This window comes from Aeromonas sp. TW 6 (assembly GCF_013168745.1).
GTDB lineage: Bacteria > Pseudomonadota > Gammaproteobacteria > Enterobacterales > Aeromonadaceae > Aeromonas > Aeromonas caviae.
Genome location: NZ_JABERS010000008.1, coordinates 19,748 through 37,026, shown reverse-complemented (window position 1 = coordinate 37,026; position 17,279 = coordinate 19,748). Strand labels below are relative to the sequence as shown.

The following is a 17,279-nucleotide window of genomic DNA, read 5'->3' as shown; positions in this document are numbered from 1 at the left end:
AACCTGTCTGCCGCCACCTGGGGCGCATCAGGCAAACGGCTGATATTGTGCTTTGTTGTGGCAGGATCTGTCGCCATTTCACCCGGGCAGAATTAAGATGGCCTGTCCCGTTGTCAAGGATGACCCATGAGACTCTTCTCTCTGTGTGTGCTCTGCTGTCTGCCCCTCCAACCGTTGTGGGCGCAATCGTTCTGCTCCTCCCCCCTTCGCGTCGGTTTCGATGACTGGCCCCCATACCACTATTACCAGCAAGAGGGAGCACGTCGGGAACTGCGTGGATTTGCGGTCGACTACCTCAATGCCGTGTCGAATCGGCTGGGTTGTCATCTGGTCTATGTGGAGCGTCCCTGGAAGCGGGGGTTGCACGATCTTGAGAGGGGTCGGCTGGACATCGTGATGGAGGCGTATTTTGCCGATGACAGGGCGCGTTATGCCTGGTTCTCCATCCCCTACAACCCGGGCCGGACATCGCTCTGGGTACGCAAATCCGGTACCGGGGAGGAGTCGGATCTGGCGAGCTGGCTGGCCCACGGGCATCGCCTCGGTGTGACCAGGGACTACTATTACGGCCCGGAAATCACCAAGGTTCTGCAGCGATACCGCAACCAGGTGAGCGAGGTCAACGATGTGCAAAACTATCGCAAGCTGCTGCTTGGGCGGATAGACGGTTTTCTCGGGGATAGTCTGGCCACGCCCTGGGGTCTGAAGAGAGAGGGGCTGTCGGATGCGGTCGTCCCCCACACCATGGCGATCCATGAGACGCCCACCTTTTTCATGTTGAGCAAGAAGACCCTGTCCGGGGAATTCGTAGCGCGGTTCAACGAGGCGATAGTGGCCGTCGGCGACAGCGGGGAGCAGGAACTCATCTGGCGTCGTTACACCTCCGTCCGCTAGCAAAGTCGTCGGCATTCACGCATCATGGGGTCCTGACCGTCGCGCCTGACAGGCCGAAATGAACCGATTTGAGGCAAGCGTGGTAAGAAGCATGGGTAAGAAGTATTGGTTGGCATTGGCGAATCTCATCTGGCTGGGCTGCTGGCCGGCCAGCATGGTTCATGCCAGCACGGAACAGGCGGTAGTGGCCAGTCCCAGCATCCAGCATGACTGGTATCAGAACGAGGTGGCCGAGCAGGCTCGTCATGAGCTTGAACAGCAGTTGCAGGAAGCGGTGTTGGCCCAGCTGCATCCGGATTTCTACCGCCTCTGGCAGCAGTTGCAAAAGACCCCGGCGGATCGGCGCGGTGCCCTCTACGATGAGGCCTTTGGCAAGCTGGCCCGGTTCCAGCAGGCCTGGCGAGGGATGGATCTGGTCGCGCGCGAACAGATGCAGACCCTCAAGCTGGATCTGAACCGCCCCCTGGCCCATGCTCCCCAGGGAGACAATCTGCTGGAGCAGGTCAGGCAACTCAGGCCACAGGTGGCGGAATACGACGCCGTGCGCGAAGAAGTGCGCAAGCTGCTGGCCATGCCCATGGCCAAGCACTGGCCCATCCTCTCCATGCCGACCCTGAGGGCGGGGGAGAGCTCGACCGAGCTCGGCCAGATCCGCTCCATCCTGAACGAACTGGGGGACAGTGCCCCGACTCACCAGGACAGCCTCTACGATCCCGAGACCGAACAGGCCATCAAGCAGTTCCAGCGCCGCCACGGCCTGACCGCCGACGGCATCATCGGCCGTCAGACCCGCAGCTGGCTCAATACCGGCCCCGAGGTGCGCGCCAGCCTGCTGGTTCGCAACCTGTGGCGCCGTGATCTGGTGGATCACCTTGCCGGTCGCTATGTGCTGGTCAACATTCCGGACTACCGCCTGAGCGTGGTGGAGTCGGGCAGCGAGGTCTTCACTAGTCGGGTCATCGTCGGCAAGGAGCAGCGGGCAACCCCCATCCTCGCCAGCGAGATCCGCTCCATCGTGCTGAACCCGGCCTGGCACGTGCCGCGCTCCATCCTGAGCAAGGACATTCTGCCCAAGCTCGGGCGCGATCCTGCCTACCTGGATCGCGAACAGTTCGAGGTGATCGACGGCGAGGGCAATCCGGTGCAGTTCAGCGAAGATGGCTGGCACCATGCGCTGGCCTCCGGTTTCCCTTACCGGTTGCGGCAAAAGCCGGGGGATCACAATGCCCTGGGTCGCTACAAGTTCTATCTGCCTAACAACGATGCCATCTATCTCCACTCCACCCCGCGCAAGGCGCTGTTCGAGCAGGGGGCCCGTGCCTTCAGCTCGGGTTGCATCCGGGTGGAACACGCCGACGATCTGGCAGAGCTGCTGCTGGCGGACTCCCGCTATCAGCCGGACAAGGTAGCCAGCATCCTGAAAGAGACCCAGACCAAGTGGCTGCCCCTGAGCAACCCTATCCCGGTGTTTACCGTCTACTGGAGCAGCTGGATTGATGAAGAGGGACGTCAGCAACTGCGCAACGATATCTACGGATTCGACAGAGTCAGCTATCAAAGCCGCTTGCTGTGATCCTCGCCACAGAGTGACAAGCCCGGCCCGTGCCGGGCTTTTTCATGGGTGAATGGGGTTTGACAGCGCTTTTTCTGGCAGGTAGTTTCGGCCCTTGTATCAAATTCATTCACCTGTGTGACTTCACCATGAGATGGACGGACAACGGATGCTGGGACAAGAGATAAGCCGACGCCGTCTGCTGCTGGGGGCGGGTTGCCTGATGGGGACCAGCCTGCTGTCGTTCCCTGCGCTTGCGAGCCGCAGCACTTCGGGACGGGAACTGAGTTTCTTCAACCTCAATACCGGCGAGCGGGTACGCGCCAGTTATTGGGAAGATGGCCACTATCTGAGTGACGGGTTGGCGGAGCTCAACCATATTTTCCGTGACTACCGTCGCAACGAAGTGTTCAACATCGACAGAAAGCTGTTCGATCAGCTCTTTCTGCTGCAACACAAGCTGGGGCGCCACGGCGAAATCCAGCTCATCTCGGGTTATCGCTCCCCGACCACCAATCAGCAGAAGCGGCGCAAGAGTCGCGGTGTTGCCAAGCACAGCTACCACACCCTGGGGCAGGCGGTTGACGTGCGCATCCCCGGCGTGCAGCTGGCGCACCTGCGCAAGGCCGCCCTGAACCTCAAGGTGGGCGGTGTGGGTTATTACCCTTCCGACAACTTCGTGCACCTGGACACAGGCCCCGTTCGTAGCTGGTGAGTCGGGATTTCCTCAAGGGTTGAGTGCCGATTGTGTCTTTTTGCCGCTGGCATTGAGGGGGACCAAGCTGCTAGGCTCTGGACTCCAGCCAGAGGAGAGAAAGATGAAGCAGATTGTGATCGGGGGGCTCATCGCCCTGTTGTTGACTGGTTGCGGCAAGCTCAACCGCGAGAGCTACGACAAGCTGAAAGTCGGGATGAGCTATGCCGAAGCGAGCGCCATCCTCGGCAAGGCCGAGCGTTGCGACGATGCTCTCGGCACCACGAGCTGTGTCTGGGGAGGGGAAGGCAAGAACATCAAGGTGCGTTTCATCGCCGACAAGGCGACCTTCTTCAGCTCGGAAGGGATCAACTGACCTTTTACTCTCTTGCCGATTTGCCGATGCCCAACAAAAAAGCGCCGTATGGCGCTTTTTTGTTGCTCGTTATCCGTGCGATATGGCCAGGAACTGGCGTGTTCAATGGGTGGCGTACTGATAGTTGAAGGTGGGCAGTCCCCATTTGAAGCGTACCGCCAGGAGCCGCAGCACGAAACCGATGCCGATGGCACCGAAAGCGGCCCAGTCGTTGGGCAGCCCATGGTGCAGCGCAAAGCAGTAGAGCGCGGCGGTGATCAGCGAGACGGCGGCATAGAGCTCGCGCTTGAACACCAGCGGGATACGCTGGCACAGCAAGTCCCGCAGTACCCCCCCGAACACGCCGGTCACCACGGCCATGATGCAGGCGATGCCGGCCCCGTGGCCCATCTCGAGCGCCCGGGCAGCCCCGAAGATGGAGAAGACCACGAGCCCCAGGGCATCGAGCGCCAGGAACAGCTTGCCAAGGTAGCGCATCAGCGGGGCCGAGATGACCCCGGCCATGGCGGCGCCCGCCACCAGCAGCACGTATTCGGGGTGCTCGACCCAGAGCAGGGGATAGTGGCCCAGCAGCACATCCCGAATGGTACCGCCACCGATGGCCGTCGCCGAGGCGATGATCACGACGCCAAACAGATCCATCCGTCGCCGACCCGCTGCCAGCGCGCCAGTCATCCCTTCGGCCACCAGGCCGAGCAAGAAGAGTGCATGTAACATGAGATATCCCAGGGTGCGAGAAAGGCCCGCATCCTAACAACCCTGCGCTGGGGCGACAAGCTATCTTGGCTATGCATTAGATTAAGTAATGAAAAGGGGGCTTTCGCCCCCTCTTTTGATCATGATGACGCGGTTCAGCGTCCAAGTTGCTCGCTGCGGTATTGGTCTACCCACATGGCGGTGGCGCCACAGATGGCCACCGGCATCACGAAGAGATTCACCACCGGGATGGCGGAGAAGAGGGTCACCAGGGCGCCGAAGCTCAGGCACTTTCCACGACGTTGCTTGAGGGCGTCGCGCATGGTGATGAAGCCGATCTTGTGGTTGTCGAACGGATAATCGACATACTGGATCGCCATCATCCAGGCGCTGAGCAGGAACCAGAGCACGGGTGCCAGGGTCTGGCCCACTACCGGGATCAGGAAGAGGATCAGGCAGCCGATGGCCTTGGGCAGATAGTATTTCAGCTTGGTCCATTCGCGGCCGAAGGTACGGGGCACATCTTTCACCACATCCAGCATGCCGGTGTCATTCATGGCTTCACCGGTGAGGATCTGTTCCACCTTCTCTGCCAGCAGGCCGTTGAAAGGGGCAGCTATCCAGTTGGCCACCGAGCTGAAGATGAAGGAGAAGACCACCAGTATGGTGATGAGGGCGATGGGCCAGAGCAGGTAATCAAGCCAGGAGAGCCAGCTCGGGATCTGCTGGTGCAGCCAGGCGAACAGGCCGTCCAGTTGTAGCAACAGGGCGTAGAAGGCACCGACAAAGAGCACGAAGTTGACCAGCAGGGGGATCAGCACGAAGGTGCGGATGCCGGGCTGGCGGATGAGTGAGAAGCCGCGCAGGAAGTAGTCTGCACCGCTGACCGAATCTTTGACCATGTGGGGTGATTGGCTCATGTGAGATCCATCAGTGAATGGGGAAAGTGCCAGCATATTACAAACAAGCCTTTGATTTGGTAAAGTCGCCTGCCCGCCTCCTCTTTATTTCGTTACCCACATAGGCCGCCATGCGTCTGAAATTGATCAAACTCGCCGGTTTCAAGTCGTTTGTCGAGCCGACCCGCATCGAACTCAACGCCGACATGACTGCCGTGGTGGGCCCCAACGGCTGCGGCAAATCCAACGTCATCGACGCCGTGCGCTGGGTGCTGGGGGAGAGCTCCGCCCGCCATCTGCGCGGCGAGAACATGACCGACGTCATCTTCAACGGCTCCATCAACCGCAGCGCCCATGGCCGCGCCTCGGTGGAGCTGGTGTTCGACAATCCCCACAACCGGGTACCCGGCGAGTTCGGCCGCTTTACCGAGATCTCGGTGCGCCGCGAAGTGCTGCGCGACGGCTCCAATCACTACCAGATCAACGGCCAGAAGTGCCGCCGCAAGGACGTGACCGACCTCTTCCTCGGCACCGGCCTTGGGCCCCGCAGTTACGCCATCATCGAACAGGGCACCGTCAGCCGGCTGGTGGAGTCCCGCCCCGCCGATCTCAAGCTGTTCATGGAAGAGGCCGCCGGGGTCTCCCGCTACAAGGAGCGGCGCCGCGAGACCGAGCAGCGTATCCGCCATACCCAGGAGAACCTGGAACGCCTTGGCGATATCCGTGGCGAACTGGGCTCACGCCTCGAGCACCTCAAGGCCCAGGCTGAGACCGCCGAGCGCTACAAGCAGCTCAAGAGTCGCAGTCGCGCGGCCCGCAGCGAACTGATCGGCTCTGAACTGTGGGCGCTGGAGACGCGTCTTGGCGAAGCCAAGACCGAACTGGCCCAGACTGAACAGGCGCTGGCGGCCCTCGATGCCAAGCGCACCGCCGACGAGGGGCGTCACGTCACCCTGTCGGTGGCCCGCCAGGAGGCGCAGGCCGAGCAGGCGAGCCGCCAGCAACAGATTTTTCTCGGTGGGCAGGCTATCGCTCGCCTTGAGCAGCAGCAACTGCACCAGAGCGAGCTGGGCCGCGACTGGCAGGCGAGGCGGCAGTCCCTCGGCGAGCGTATCGACGGCCTCAAGGCCCAGCTGGCCGGCCAGCTAGAGCAACTGGGCGACAGCACGTTGCAGGGGGAGGTGGCGTCGGCGCGCCTCGAGCAGTGTGAGCAGTTGCTTACCGACCAGCAGAGCGTGCGTGCGGCTGCGGGCGATCGGCTCGAGCAGGCGCGCCAGCGTCAGCAGCTGTGGCAGCAGCAGCTGGGCCAGTTGCAGGGGCGGCTCAACCAGACCCGCGCCGAGGTGAATGGCCTGCAGGAGCTGCAGGCCAAGACCCGGCTTGCCCGCCTCAAGCTGGAAGACGAACAGGCCGGGCCCCTTGGCGGGGAGGGGGAGAACCTGCAACCGGCGCTCGATGCCCTGGCGGCGGAACTCTCGCTCTCCCGCGCCCGCCATGAGGAAGCCGATGCAGCGTGGCAGGCCGGTGTGTCGCGCCATGAAGAGCTCAAGGCAGAGCAGGGTCGCCAGCAGGGCCTGCTGCGCGAGCTGGAGGCGCGCCTCGCCACCCTGGATCAGATCCTGGGGGAGCAGATGGCGGGCGCGACCCTGGCGGATCGGTTGCAGGTTCCCCCCGAGTGGGCCCGGGGGCTGGACAAGGTGCTCGGCCGCTGGCTCACCGCAATCCCGGCGGACGAGTGCAACCTGGCGCAACCCGGACTCTGGATTGGCCCGGTCCAGCCAGCCAGGGCCGGTACCCTGGCGGCGCAACTGGGGGGCGAGCACATTCCGGCTTTCCTCAATGCCATCTGGCTGGCAGAGAGCAGGGAGGAGGCGCTGTCCCGCCTGCACAGCCTCTCTGCCGGTGAGTCGCTGCTCACTCCCGCCGGCGACTGGTTCGGCCCCAACTGGGCGGATCTGGGGGAGGGCATGGCCCTCGGTACGCTGGCGCTGCTCGGTGAGCGTGAGCGGCTGCACACCGAGCTGGCCGCGGGTCGGGAGGCGCTGCACAGACTCGACGAGCAGCTTGCCGCCGCCGATGCAGCGCGGGCCCAGCTGCACAGTGCCCATGAGCTGGCTCAGCACACCCTGCGCGAGCAGGAGCTGCGGTGGCAGCAACTGCGCGAAGCCTGGAGTCTGCGCGAGGGGCAGCGCCAGGAGCGCTTGCAGCGCCTGGGCCAGCTGGGGGAAGAGCTGGCCCGGCTCGACAAGGAGCAGGCTGAGGAGGCGCAGCGGCTGGCGTCGGCCGGGGAGCGGCTTGAGCAGGATGAAGCGGCCCTTGGCGAGCTGCAGGAGCAGGGGGAGGTACTCGCCGAGGCGCTGCTGCTCGCCCAGGAGCAGGTGAGCGGGGCGGAGCGGGCGCTGGAAGAGGTGCGCCTTCGCCGGGAGCAGCAGCAGGCGGCCTGCCAGCGGTTGCAACTGGAACAGCAGAACCAGCGCCAGCTCATCACGCTGCGCGAGCAGGAGCTGGCCCGTCTCGGCCTGGAGCTGGCGGAACTCAAGGAGCCAGGGGCCGCTCCGAGTCAGGATCTGTCGCCCCTGCTGGTCGAACAGCGCAATCTTGAGGCGCAGCAACTGGCCTGTCACCAGCGGCTCGCGGAGCTGGATCGTCAGCTGACCGAGCTGGAGCAGGCCAGAAGCGCCGATCACAAGCAGCTGGTGAAAATTCAGGAGAAGCTGGCGACTCTGCGGCTCGAGCGCGAGCGCAACCTGACGCGCAGGCAGGGACTGCACGAGCAGTTCGAAGAGCTGGGCGTGCGCCTGGTGGACCTCGATCAGGCGGTGCTGATTGCCGCTGATCGCGGCAAGCTGCGCCAGGAGATCCAGACGCTGGAGGCGCAGGTGGAGGCGCTTGGCGCCATCAACCTGGCGGCACTGGAGGAGTATGAGGAGGCGAAAACCCGTTCAAGCTACCTGGAAAATCAGTGCCAGGATCTGGAGCAGGCCCTCGACACCTTGAGCCAAGCCATTAAAAGAATTGATAAAGAAACACAAATACGCTTCCGCGACACTTTCGATAAGGTCAATGAAGATTTAAAATCCCTGTTCCCAAAAGTGTTCGGGGGGGGCAGTGCCTGGCTTGAGCTGACCTCGGATGATCTTTTGGAGGCCGGAGTGAGCATCATGGCAAGACCTCCGGGCAAGAAGAATGCTACCATTGCCCTGCTTTCCGGGGGGGAGAAGGCGCTAACCGCCCTTGCGCTGGTTTTTGCCATCTTCAGACTCAATCCAGCACCATTTTGTCTGCTGGATGAGGTGGATGCACCGCTCGATGAAGTGAACGTCGGTCGCTTCTGTTCTCTTGTCAAAGAGATGTCGAGCACAGTACAGTTCGTTTACATCAGTCATAATAAGGTCTCCATGGAGATGGCCGAGCAGCTGGTTGGCGTCACGATGCAAGAGCCCGGGGTTTCGCGCATAGTGTCGGTCGATATCGGTGAAGCCGTCGCTTTGGCTGAGCAAAACTAGAAAGAGAAGCAGCTAATGCAGGAATTGCGTTACATCTTGGTTGCCCTGGGCGGTATTGCCATCGCGGCATTGCTCATTCACGGGTTGTGGAGCAACAGAAAGAATCGTCAGGCACCGATCAAGGAGAAACCCCTGGGTCGGATGGAGTCCAAGTCCCGTGAGCGTGACAACGACGCCTTCGACAGCGATGGCATCGGTCAGGTGCGTGTGGTGAGCGGTGGCCGTCGTGCCGAGCCCAAACTGCGCAGCGACGAGGCCCGTCAGCCCGAACCCCGCCGTGTCGCCCCCGTTCCCGCCTTTGATGATGAAGATGACGACGCCGATCTGCCGCCTCCCGTGGTGCGCAAGCCTGCCGCTCGCCCTGTCCCCCCTCAGCCTATGTATGAGGAAGAAGAGGACTATGACGAGCCGGTTGCCGCCCCTGTTGAAGAGGCCCCTGCCGCGCCGGTGCGCAAGCCTGCCCAGGTGATCCGCCGCACGCCGGTGCACCGTTCCCGTCCTCAGCGCGAACCCATGATGCAGCCGCTGGATGAAGAGCCGCTGGTGGAGCCTGCCTATGCCCAGGCACCGACCTTCGGTGCTCGCGAGGCCGCTCCTGCGCCGCAGCAGGCGCCCCGCTATGCCCAGCCTGCCCCTGCGTATGAAGAGCCCGCCTACGATGACGAGCCGGCCTACGAAGAGCCGATCCGCGCGGTCGAGCCTGAGCCTGCTCCCGCCCCGGTCGAGAAGATCTGGCAGGATGTCTATGTCATCAACCTGATGGCGCGTCCTGGCCACGATCTGCAAGGGGCGACCCTGCTCTCCTCCCTGCTGGCGCTCGGATTCAAGTTTGGCGAGATGGACATCTTCCACCGCCACGAGGATCTCGGCGGCAAGGGCGAAGTGCTCTACTCCATGATCAACATGGTCAAGCCGGGCACCTTCAACCCGTACCGGATGGAGCAGTTCAGCACCCCGGGTGTGTCGCTCTTCATGCAGCTGCCCCTGCGCAGCAACGCGGCCTTCGCGTTCGAGCACATGTTGCAGGCGGCCGATCAGCTGGCCAGCGATCTCGATGCCATGCTGACCGACGCCTCGCGCAGCCCGCTGAGCGACGACGACATCGCCCGCTATCGCCACGAGCTGGCAGCCTACGAGGCCAGCCGCGACTGATGCGCCCCGGGCGTTGACCATGAAAAGTGCGGTACCCCGGTGCCGCATTTTTATTTGTGCCCCAGACTGAATGTTCCATCACACTTCGAGACTCTTCCATGAGCGATACCCTCTCCCGCCACCGTCAACTGTGTGAACTGCTCACCGACTATGGCTACCAGTACTATGTGCTGGACAAGCCCACTGTACCGGACGCCGAATACGATCGTCTGATGCGTGAACTGCTTGATATCGAGAAACAGCAACCTTCGTTACGAACTCCTTCTTCTCCAAGTCAACGTGTTGGAAGTGCACCTTTGCCTGAGTTCCGGCAAGTGACACATGAAGTTCCTATGCTCAGTTTGGATAATGTCTTTAATAATGAAGACCTTGATGATTTTGTTCATCGTATTGAAGGGCGCTTAAAGTCGACTAGTACTTTGAAGTTTTGTTGTGAGCCAAAGCTGGATGGACTTGCAGTTAGCTTGCTGTATGAAAACGGAATATTAGTTCAAGCCGCAACTCGTGGTGATGGCCGAGTTGGGGAGAATATTACTGACAATGTTCGAACTATTAGATCTGTCCCCCTGGCTCTTCAGGGTAAGGATTGGCCTGTACGTTTGGAGGTTCGTGGCGAAGCCTTCATGAGAAAGAAGGATTTTGTTGATCTGAACGAACGAGCATCAGCGTCAGGTGAGAAAGTTTTTGTCAATCCACGTAATGCTGCTGCAGGGAGTCTGAGGCAATTGGACTCTCGAATTACAGCCAACCGCCGTTTGAGTTTTTATGCCTACGGCGTCGGAGTTGGGGGCGACGCCCTAGGGGATTCCCACTACGGTCGCCTGATGCAGCTCAAGGCCTGGGGCCTGCCGCTCAGCCCCGAGGTGAAGCTGAAAGAGGGCGCCGCCGGTTGCCAAGCCTTCCATGACGACATCCTGGCCCGCCGTGGCGAGCTCCCCTACGAGATCGACGGCGTGGTCTACAAGGTGGACGACATTGCCCTGCAAGGGGAGCTCGGCTTCGTGGCCCGCGCCCCGCGCTGGGCCACCGCCCACAAGTTCCCGGCGGAGGAGGAGATGACCCTGCTCGAGAACGTCGAGTTCCAGGTCGGCCGCACCGGCGCCGTGACCCCGGTCGCCAAGCTCAAACCCGTGTTCGTCGGCGGCGTCACCGTCTCCAACGCCACCTTGCACAATGCGGACGAGATCGCGCGCCTCGGCGTCATGGTCGGCGACACCGTGATCGTGCGCCGGGCTGGGGACGTGATCCCGCAGATCGTGGCCGTGGTGGAGGCCCAGCGCCCGGCGGATGCCCGGGAAATCCTGTTCCCGACCCAGTGCCCGGTGTGTGGCTCCGCGGTGGAGCGGCTGGAAGGGGAGGCGGTGGCCCGCTGCTCCGGCGGCCTGTTCTGCGAGGCGCAGCGCAAGGAGGCGATCAAGCACTTCGCCGCCCGCCGCGCCATGGACGTGGACGGTCTCGGCGACAAGATCGTCGAGCAGCTGGTGGACAAGGGGCTGGTGAAGACCCCGGCGGATCTGTTCAGCCTCAACGCCATCCAGCTGGCCGGCCTCGAGCGGATGGGGCAAAAGTCGGCCCTCAACCTGGTGGCGGCCATCGATGCGGCCCGCAGCACCACGCTGCCACGCTTCCTGTTTGCCCTCGGCATCCGCGAGGTGGGGGAGGCGACGGCGCTGAACCTGGCCAACCACTTCCTCACCCTGGATGCATTGCGCGCTGCGTCCGTGGAGCAGCTGCTGGCAGTGGCGGACGTAGGCGAGGTGGTGGCCAAGCACGTCTACTACTTCCTGCGTCAGCCCCACAACGTGGAGGTGCTGGAGGCCCTGCTGGCCGCCGGCATCCACTGGCCGGCCATCGAGAAGAAAGAAGCCGCAGAGCAGCCGTTTGCCGGCAAGACCTTCGTGCTGACCGGCACCCTCACCCAGCTCTCGCGCAATGACGCCAAGGCGGCGCTGCAGGCGCTCGGTGCCAAGGTAGCGGGATCGGTGTCGGCCAAGACGGATGTGCTGGTGGCCGGTGAGGCGGCGGGCTCCAAGCTCGCCAAGGCCCAGGAGCTCGGCATCACCATCTGGACCGAAGAGGAGCTGCAGCAGGCGCTGCAAGGCTGAGGCGCTCTCCCTCTCACTTGAAAGAACCCGGCCTTGTGGCCGGGTTCTTTGTTTGGGGCGGCGCGTCACTCACGCCAGAGTATTTTGTAGCGCCACTTGTCGGGCAGGGTGAGTTGCCAGCGGGCCAGCTCGCTCTTGCTGAAGACATATTCGCCGCGCAGGGCAGCGCGCGGTGCCAGAGTCCTGGGCTGGGCCCCCGCCAGGATGGCGTTGACCAGCTCGGCTGCCTTGGCCCCCTGATCGCGGCCATCCAGCACCAGGCCGCCGATGGCCTTGCCCTTGCCCACCGTAAACTCCCAGAAACAGAACAGCGGTACCGGGCTGTGGGCGCTGGTCCACGCCAGCACCTGCTGCTCGTCCACGTGCCTGCCCTGATCGTCGGTGAGGGTGTGATAGAGGCCGACGAAGATGGCGTCATGGCCACTCTGCCTGGCGCCGAGCACGGCCTCCTGCCACAGGCCGTAGTTGCCGATCAGCTGACTGTTGACCAGGGTCTGGCCGATGCGCAGCTCGGTCTGGCTCCTGAACTCGTCCTCGATGGCGGTGAGGGAGACATTGCTCGAGTCGAACAGCACCAGTGCCTTCTTGATCCCCCCCATCATCTGGCTCATCTCGCTGATGTTGCGCTTGAGCAGGGGGCGCTCCAGCACGCCGGTGATCATGGGATGGCCGACCAGCCCCTTGTGGCGCGGATTCTCGTTCATGCCGAGAAACACCACAGGGGTGCCGAGCGCGGCGATGTCTCTGGCCAGGTAGTTGATGGCGTTGTCATCGCCGAGGATCACCAGCTCCGGCTTGCTCTGCCGGTAGTAGGCGAGCGCCTGCTCGGCGATCCGGTCGAAGTCGTCAGGAGAGCGGCGCTTGGTGTCCATGTAGAAGTAGTCGAAGCGGTGGTGGCCACCCAGGTGGGCCTCCAGGCTGGCGCTGTAGCTTCTGTCCCACAGGTATTCGGGGTGGTAGCTGCTGATCACCAGGATCTCGGCGGCCCACAGCCGCAGCGGGAGGGTGCACAGCAGCAGTAACAACAGCCGCAAGGGAGGGTTGGTCATGTCGCTTCCAGATGGACAGGGAGAGTCGTCACCCATTATGTCCATTTTGGTGCAGCGCTGTCCCGGTCAACTACTGTCGGAGGGGGAATTCTTTTTCTGGCCGGGCGGATGAGGCGCCAGCCCGCCCCCCGTCTGGGGTAGGCTCAAAAAGCCCCTTTTGACGCTGGTTGTGAACTGCCCCACTCCTCCCAAAACCTGTTCTGGATCAAGAAACAGGGTATCGCTTTGGTGCCTAATAGCCCCACATATAGGGGTTAGTGAAATAAAAATACCCATATGTTGTGTTGTTAAGCTGTGTATAAGTCGTCACCCTCTCAGTGTCAGCCCAGGTGTTGCAAGCCCCGGCTGATTTTATTTGCGCCGGGGACAGGTGCGGGGAAGGGGACTCCATAGGGCGAGCCGAGGGTGGCCGCCAGGCCTTTAATGCGGGGATATTCGATGAAACCGGTAGTGATCAAACGCGATGGATGTCGTGCACCATTCAATGGCCAACTGATCGCCGAGGCGGTGAGCCGGGCGGCGGAAGCGGTCAATCAGGCCAACCCGGCGCTGGCTGCGGGCATCGCAAACGCGGTCTGCCAGGAGTTGGAAGGGCGCGGCGAGGTGGACATCCACGAGATCCAGAACCGGGTCGAGAACCACCTGATGGCATCCGACGACAAGGCTATCGCCCGCGCCTACATCGAGTACCGTCACGACCGGGATCAGGCCCGCGAGGCCCGTGGCCGCCTGGCCCAGGAGATCCGCGGCCTGGTGGAGCAGACCAACGCGGCCCTGCTCAACGAGAACGCCAACAAGGACTCCAAGGTGATCCCGACCCAGCGTGACCTGCTGGCGGGCATCGTCGCCAAGCATTACGCCATCAGTCACATGCTGCCCCGTGACGTGGTGCAGGCCCACGAGAGCGGCGACCTGCACTTCCACGATCTCGACTACTCCCCCTTCTTCCCCATGTTCAACTGCATGCTGATCGATCTGCAGGGGATGCTGACCCACGGCTTCAAGATGGGCAACGCGGAGATCGACACCCCCAAATCCATCAGCACCGCCACTGCGGTGACCGCCCAGATCATCGCCCAGGTGGCGAGCCATATCTATGGCGGCACCACCATCAACCGTATCGACGAAGTGCTGGCACCCTATGTGACCATCAGCTGGCACAAGCACCGGGAGGTGGCCGAGGAGTGGGGGATCAGGGACGTGGATGCCTATGCCATGGCCCGCACCGAGAAGGAGTGCCACGACGCCTTCCAGTCCCTGGAATACGAGGTGAATACCCTGCACACCGCCAACGGCCAGACCCCCTTCGTCACCTTCGGCTTTGGCCTCGGGGACAGCTGGGAGTCACGCCTCATCCAGCGCGCCATCCTCGGCAACCGCATCGCCGGCCTTGGCAAGAACAGGAAGACCGCCGTCTTCCCGAAACTGGTGTTCGCCATCAAGGACGGCCTCAACCATCGGCCGGGCGATCCCAACTACGACATCAAGCAGCTGGCCCTGGAGTGCGCCTCCAAGCGTATGTACCCGGACATCCTCAACTACGACCAGGTGGTCAAGGTCACCGGCTCCTTCAAGACCCCCATGGGGTGCCGTTCCTTCCTCGGTGCCTACGAGGAGAATGGCGAGCTGGTCCACGAGGGGCGCAACAACTTGGGGGTCGTGAGCCTCAACCTGCCGCGCATTGCCCTGAAATCCCGCGATGAAGCGGACTTCTGGGACAAGCTGGACGCCGCCCTGCGGGTGGCCAAGACAGCGCTCATGTACCGCATCAAGCGCCTCGACGGGGTCAAGGCCCGGGTCGCCCCCATCCTCTACATGGAGGGGGCCTGCGGGGTGCGCCTCAAGGCCGATGACAACATCAGCGAGATCTTCAAACATGGCCGCGCCTCCATTTCGCTGGGTTACATCGGGGTACACGAGACCATCAACGCCCTCTATGGCACAGACGTCCACCTGTTCGACAGCGAGACCCTGCGCCAGAAGGCCATCGCCATCATCGCGCGGCTCAAGGCGGCCACCGACGAGTGGAAGGAGGAGACCGGCTACGGCTTCAGCCTCTATTCCACCCCGAGCGAGAACCTCTGCACCCGTTTCTGCCGCATCGACGCCAAGGAGTTTGGCGTGGTGGCCGGGGTGACCGACAAGGGCTACTACACCAACAGCTTCCACCTGGACGTGGAGAAGCAGGTGAACCCCTACGACAAGCTGGACTTCGAGGCGCCCTATCCGCCCATCGCCAGCGGCGGCTTCATCTGCTACGGCGAGTACCCCAACATCCAGCACAACCTGGAGGCGCTCGAGAACGTCTGGGACTACAGCTATGACAAGGCGCCCTACTACGGCACCAACACCCCCATCGACGAGTGTTACGACTGCGGCTTCACCGGCGAGTTCGAGTGCACCTCCAAGGGCTTCACCTGCCCGCGCTGCGGCAACCACGACCCGGCCAAGGTGTCGGTGACCCGCCGGGTGTGCGGCTATCTCGGCAGCCCGGATGCGCGCCCCTTCAACGCGGGCAAGCAGGAAGAGGTGAAGCGCCGGGTCAAGCATATGTAAGCGAGCAGACCCCACCCCAGCCCTCCCCTTGGCAGGGGAGGGGGCAAAGAAGCTCCTCCCCCTTTCGAAGGGGGAGGTTGGGAGGGGGTTGGCCGTTAACCCAGAGAACTCGAATGCACTACCACCAGTACTACCCGGTCGACGTGATCAACGGCCCCGGCACCCGCGCCACCCTGTTCGTGTCGGGCTGCGAGCACCAGTGCCCTGGCTGCTACAACCAGAGCACCTGGCGCCTCGATGGCGGCAGGCCGTTCGATGAGGCCATGAGCGATCGCATCATCCAGGATCTCAACGACAGCCGCATCAAGCGCCGGGGTCTGTCGCTCTCCGGCGGCGATCCGCTCCACCCGGCCAACGTGCCCCACGTGCTGGCGCTGGTGAAACGGGTGCGGGCCGAGTGTCCCGGCAAAGACATCTGGTGCTGGACCGGCTATCGCCTGGATGAGCTTTCGCCGGCCCAGCGCGAGCTGGTGGCCTTGCTGGACGTGCTGGTGGACGGCAGGTTCGAGAAGGCCCTGGCGGATCCCGGCCTGCTGTGGCGTGGCAGCCGCAATCAGATGGTTCACGACCTCAACGCCTGGCGAAAAGGAGGAGAGCGGATCCCCTGTCTGGTTTGCAGTTGAGGCCTTGGGTGTTTATGGTTAGGCCAACCCCAAGCGCTGTTTACACGAGGAATCCCGATGAACAATCTGCTCAAGATCCTGCTGGCCATCTTTCTCCCCCCGGTCTGCGCCTTTATCCAGGTAGGCTTCAGCCTCCACTTCCTCATCAACATAGTGCTGACCCTGCTGGGCGGTCTGCCCGGCATGGTTCATGCCCTCTGGCTGGTGGTAAGCGACAAGCGCGCCTGAGCCGTGAGAGATCACAAGGCCAGCCCTCCGGGGTTGGCTTTTTTTTGCCTGCCAGATGGGGGCTTCCCGGATGAGCCCCTTTGCCTGACACTGGCGCGTCGCTCATGGAATCGAGCGATACAACGAAGAGGGAATGTCGAGTGCGAGTGAAAGGGTTGTTGCTGTGGGCCGTCCTGGCCCTGCTCGGGGGCTGTGCCAGCCCCACCGCCAAGCTGAATCAGCCTCCGGTGGATGTCACCTGGGAAACGCTGCCCGAATACTGGGTGCTGGTGGGGGATGCCATCAGTTTTAACCCGGTCGGGGGGCTGCCGGCGAAGAGGCCGGTCAAGGGGTATGTGACCCTTCGCTACCTCATCGATTCCAATGGCACGCTGTTCAGCCCAGAGGTACTGGAGTCCCAGCCTCCCGGCGTGCTGGATCTCATCGCCATCTCCGGGCTGGCGCAGCTGCGCTACCGGCCATCGGAGCAGAATCAGCAAGCCATTCCGGCTCGGGTTGTGGCCCGATTCGAAGTGGAAGTGAAATGACAAACACCCCGGCCAGGCCGGGGTGTTTCGTGTGGGCTCTGTGCCATGACGGCGCGGATCACTGCTCCTTGCAGTCGTTGTAGCGGCTCTGCCACTCCCCGGCGTCATCACGCATCTCGACGAACCCCTCTTTGCCCTTGTTCCACCAGACCACCTCGTGATCGTCGGTATAGCGGGCGCCGGAGGCGGAAACCGCCTGGGGCAGGGTGTAATCCTTGCCATCGGGGAGGGAGAGCTTGACGAAGTTCAGGCTATCGTCCGAGAGGGAGAAGTAGCGAACCTGCACTTTCTGGTTCTGTTCACACAGGTAGGTGACGGGATCGCCGCCGGTCACTCCCAGCTTGCCGCTGCCCAGATCGCAGCCGCCGAGCAGGGTGATGGCGCCCGCCCCCAGTAGAAAGAGCTTGGCGTGTTTCATGTTT

The 17,279-nt window shown here is 62.6% G+C and carries 15 protein-coding genes; 11 read left to right on the top strand and 4 right to left on the bottom strand.

All coding sequences use genetic code 11. From position 1 onward, the window contains the following. Positions 1–126 precede the first annotated feature (126 nt). From HKD46_RS05765 to HKD46_RS05750, 4 genes are all read left to right on the top strand, one after another. Positions 127–894, top strand: a complete 768-nt coding sequence (locus tag HKD46_RS05765) for an ABC transporter substrate-binding protein (protein ID WP_052814336.1) — start codon at positions 127–129, stop codon at positions 892–894. 91 nt (positions 895–985) lie between these two features. After that, positions 986–2,467, top strand: a complete 1,482-nt coding sequence (locus HKD46_RS05760; protein ID WP_052814335.1) for a murein L,D-transpeptidase — start codon at positions 986–988, stop codon at positions 2,465–2,467. A gap of 148 nt (positions 2,468–2,615) precedes the next feature. Further along, positions 2,616–3,161: a DUF882 domain-containing protein gene (locus HKD46_RS05755; RefSeq protein WP_052814334.1), complete on the top strand. Its 546-nt coding sequence runs from the start codon at positions 2,616–2,618 to the stop codon at positions 3,159–3,161. Between the two features lie 103 nt (positions 3,162–3,264). Next, positions 3,265–3,516, top strand: a complete 252-nt coding sequence (locus HKD46_RS05750) for a hypothetical protein (RefSeq protein WP_010673445.1) — start codon at positions 3,265–3,267, stop codon at positions 3,514–3,516. A 102-nt stretch (positions 3,517–3,618) separates the two neighbouring features. On the opposite strand, the gene HKD46_RS05745 is transcribed toward HKD46_RS05750, so the two are convergent. Beyond that, complete coding sequence (locus tag HKD46_RS05745; RefSeq protein WP_010673446.1) at positions 3,619–4,233, bottom strand: trimeric intracellular cation channel family protein; 615 nt, start codon at positions 4,231–4,233, stop codon at positions 3,619–3,621. A gap of 134 nt (positions 4,234–4,367) precedes the next feature. Beyond that, positions 4,368–5,132, bottom strand: a complete 765-nt coding sequence (gene cysZ, locus HKD46_RS05740; protein ID WP_052814897.1) for a sulfate transporter CysZ — start codon at positions 5,130–5,132, stop codon at positions 4,368–4,370. A gap of 110 nt (positions 5,133–5,242) precedes the next feature. On the opposite strand from cysZ, the gene HKD46_RS05735 reads away from it, so the two are divergent. The 3 genes from HKD46_RS05735 to ligA all read left to right on the top strand — a co-directional run bounded on the left by HKD46_RS05735 (position 5,243) and on the right by ligA (position 11,874). After that, positions 5,243–8,617 carry an AAA family ATPase gene (locus HKD46_RS05735; protein ID WP_113977727.1) on the top strand — a complete coding sequence of 1,125 codons (3,375 nt, stop codon included), beginning with the start codon at positions 5,243–5,245 and terminating at the stop codon, positions 8,615–8,617. A 15-nt stretch (positions 8,618–8,632) separates the two neighbouring features. Continuing rightward, positions 8,633–9,769, top strand: a complete 1,137-nt coding sequence (zipA, locus tag HKD46_RS05730; protein WP_111896665.1) for a cell division protein ZipA — start codon at positions 8,633–8,635, stop codon at positions 9,767–9,769. 98 nt (positions 9,770–9,867) lie between these two features. Beyond that, on the top strand, positions 9,868–11,874 hold the full coding sequence (gene ligA, locus HKD46_RS05725; RefSeq protein WP_171865017.1) for an NAD-dependent DNA ligase LigA: 2,007 nt from the start codon (positions 9,868–9,870) through the stop codon (positions 11,872–11,874). A 65-nt stretch (positions 11,875–11,939) separates the two neighbouring features. Here ligA and HKD46_RS05720 read toward each other — a convergent pair whose 3' ends face one another. After that, positions 11,940–12,923 carry an ABC transporter substrate-binding protein gene (locus HKD46_RS05720; RefSeq protein WP_102948799.1) on the bottom strand — a complete coding sequence of 328 codons (984 nt, stop codon included), beginning with the start codon at positions 12,921–12,923 and terminating at the stop codon, positions 11,940–11,942. A gap of 438 nt (positions 12,924–13,361) precedes the next feature. On the opposite strand from HKD46_RS05720, the gene nrdD reads away from it, so the two are divergent. The 4 genes from nrdD (at position 13,362) to HKD46_RS05700 (ending at position 16,857) form a co-directional block, all read left to right on the top strand. After that, positions 13,362–15,479 (top strand): anaerobic ribonucleoside-triphosphate reductase, encoded by a 2,118-nt coding sequence (gene nrdD / locus HKD46_RS05715; RefSeq protein ID WP_171865016.1) that lies wholly within the window; start codon positions 13,362–13,364, stop codon positions 15,477–15,479. Positions 15,480–15,592: 113 nt separating this feature from the next. Then, positions 15,593–16,102 (top strand): anaerobic ribonucleoside-triphosphate reductase-activating protein, encoded by a 510-nt coding sequence (gene nrdG / locus HKD46_RS05710; RefSeq protein ID WP_171865015.1) that lies wholly within the window; start codon positions 15,593–15,595, stop codon positions 16,100–16,102. 57 nt (positions 16,103–16,159) lie between these two features. Continuing rightward, positions 16,160–16,330, top strand: coding sequence for a YqaE/Pmp3 family membrane protein (locus tag HKD46_RS05705; RefSeq protein WP_010673454.1), 171 nt, complete (start codon positions 16,160–16,162; stop codon positions 16,328–16,330). Positions 16,331–16,470: 140 nt separating this feature from the next. Continuing rightward, complete coding sequence (locus HKD46_RS05700) at positions 16,471–16,857, top strand: energy transducer TonB (RefSeq protein ID WP_053288154.1); 387 nt, start codon at positions 16,471–16,473, stop codon at positions 16,855–16,857. A gap of 58 nt (positions 16,858–16,915) precedes the next feature. Here the strand turns inward: HKD46_RS05700 and HKD46_RS05695 are convergent, their stop codons facing one another. Further along, the gene (locus tag HKD46_RS05695) at positions 16,916–17,275 is read right to left on the bottom strand and encodes an MliC family protein (RefSeq protein ID WP_161470777.1); all 360 of its coding nucleotides are present in this window, start codon (positions 17,273–17,275) and stop codon (positions 16,916–16,918) included. Positions 17,276–17,279 lie beyond the last annotated feature (4 nt).